The 2,307-nt window shown below is 70.0% G+C and carries 1 protein-coding gene; it reads left to right on the plus strand.

The window, feature by feature from the left end; genetic code table 11:
* The first annotated feature begins 184 nt into the window (after window positions 1-184).
* Window positions 185-2,299: a site-specific recombinase gene (locus G3N61_RS38745; protein ID WP_043191154.1), complete on the plus strand. Its 2,115-nt coding sequence runs from the start codon at window positions 185-187 to the stop codon at window positions 2,297-2,299.
* Window positions 2,300-2,307 lie beyond the last annotated feature (8 nt).

The following is a 2,307-nucleotide window of genomic DNA, read 5'->3' on the forward strand; positions in this document are numbered from 1 at the left end:
GCCCGACCGCCGTGCCTCCCGGCGCCCGCACGCGTTCGGCGTGCACCGCAGCGGGGCAGCCGCATCGCGGGTCGCCGCGCATCGCCCGGCAACCGGCCCCGTCTCACCCGTTCTCCCCGGCGCCGCGCCGTTTCCCCGGCCGGCATCCCGAACCCGCCCGCCGAGGGCTTTCGCTATTCCGTTTATGTTTCGTTCCCTGACGACCCTGATCAAGAAGTGGCGCGCGTCGCGCAATGCCGGTCACCAGCTCGATGCGCTGCTCGCGCACGCCGACGCCGATGCGTCGTACGCCGAGCGCAGCGAATGGCTGATCGAGCTCGCGCACTGGCTGCGCCGCACCGGCACGATGCAGGACGCGCCGGCCGATCGCGCCGCCGATGCGCGCGCGTATCCGGCCCATGCGCGGCTGCGCTACCTGTTCCACGTGCTCGATCGCAATCCCGCGTGGAAAACGCACGCCGCGCGCATCCTGCGCGGCATCCTGCGCGAGTGCGACGGCATCTCGCTCCTGTGCGACGCCGGCATGCCCGTGCACTCGGGCTTCTTCGGCGCGCTGTTCGAGCGGATCGACTCGTCGCTGATCCCGCCCGCGCCGAACCGCCGCGAGCTGTCGGCGCTGTTCACGCTGATGTTCCCGACGCCGGAAGACGCGCAATGGATCGACGCGCTGCCCGACGATCTGCTCGCCCGCCTCGCCGAGCTGATCTCGTTCGACATCACCGACGAGGAGCGCCACGAGCCGGGTTCGTTCTCGCGCGACCTGCTGGCCGCGCTGCACAACCTCACTTGCCAGATCAGCTCGACCGGCCTGTCGCAGACGGTGCGCAGCCGGCTCTCCGACGACGATGCGCGCAAGCCGCTCGAAACGCAGCCGTTCTACCGCCTCACGCGCGCGATGCTCGCGGTCGAGACCGCGCACGCGGCCGTCGAGGACGGCGGCGACCCGAGCAAGCTGCTGCACGAGGTGAACTACCTGCGCGTGCTGCTCGACGAATGCCGGATCGCCGTCGACGAGGTGTTCTCGCACCTGTACCGCAACGGCGTGTCGGTCGACATCGTGTTCCAGGTCGAGCGGATGCGCATGCGCATCCTGCGCGCCGAGATGCTGCTCAACGCGTGGATGGCGCGCGACGACCTGCACGGGATGGCGCACCTGACGGCCGAGCTCATCGACGCAAACCACAACAGCCAGAGCGTGTCGCACCTCGTGCGCAGCAACTTCTCGCTGTTCGCGCGCAAGCTCGTCGAGACCAATGCGGACACCGGCGAGCACTACATCTCGCGCGGCCGCGCCGAGTACCTGAAGATGTTGCGGATGGCCGCGGGCGGCGGTCTCGTCACCGTCGTGACCGTGTGCGTGAAGTTCGCGATCACGGGTGCGCACCTGCAGTCGATGCTCGAAGGGTTGCTCGCGGGCGTCAACTACGCGGCCAGCTTCATGCTGATGCACTTCCTGCACTTCACGCTCGCGACCAAGCAACCTGCGATGACCGCGCCGACGCTCGCGCGCGAGCTCGACGACACCGGCCACGAGGAAGGCGTGAAGGCGTTCGTGGCGTCGGTGATCGCGCTGATCCGCACGCAGGCCGCGGCGATTTCCGGCAACGTGCTCGTCGTGCTGCCCGTGTGCCTGCTGGTGCAGTTGTTCGCGGGCAACCTGCTGCACGCGAACCTGATCTCGCCGGAAAAAGCCCATGCGACGCTGCGCTCGTTCTCGCTGCTCGGCCCGACGCCGCTCTACGCGGCGCTGACGGGCGTGCTGCTGTGGGCGTCGAGCCTGCTCGCGGGCTGGGCCGACAACTGGTTCGTGCTGCACCGGGTCGGCGACGCGCTCACGTACAACCGCCGGCTGCGCATCACGCTCGGCGCGGCCGGCGCGGCGAAGCTCGCGCACTTCTGCCGGTCGAACGTGGCCGGCGTGGTCGCGAACGTCGGCCTCGGCCTGATGCTCGGCCTGATTCCGGCGATCGTCACCGTGTTCATGTTCCCGTTCGAGGTGCGGCACGTGACGCTGTCGGCCGGTTCGATCGGGATCGCGCTCGGCGTGCTGGGCAAGGACGCGCTCGGCACGCCCGAGCTGTGGTGGGCCGGCGCCGGCGTGCTCAGCATGGCGATCCTCAACGTGCTCGTGAGCTTCGCGCTCGCGTTCACGATGGCCGTCCGCTCGCGCAGCCTGCGCCGAACCAAGGTGCGTGCGCTCGTCGCCGCGATCATCCGCACGGTGCTGTCGAATCCGCTCGCGCTGTTCTGGCCGGGCAACAGCCCGGCCGCGCGCGCCGGCCAGCCGGGCTCGCACTGAGCCCGCGG

The sequence above is a fragment of the Burkholderia sp. Ac-20349 genome (assembly GCF_017104865.1).
GTDB classification, from domain to species: Bacteria; Pseudomonadota; Gammaproteobacteria; order Burkholderiales; family Burkholderiaceae; genus Burkholderia; species Burkholderia aenigmatica.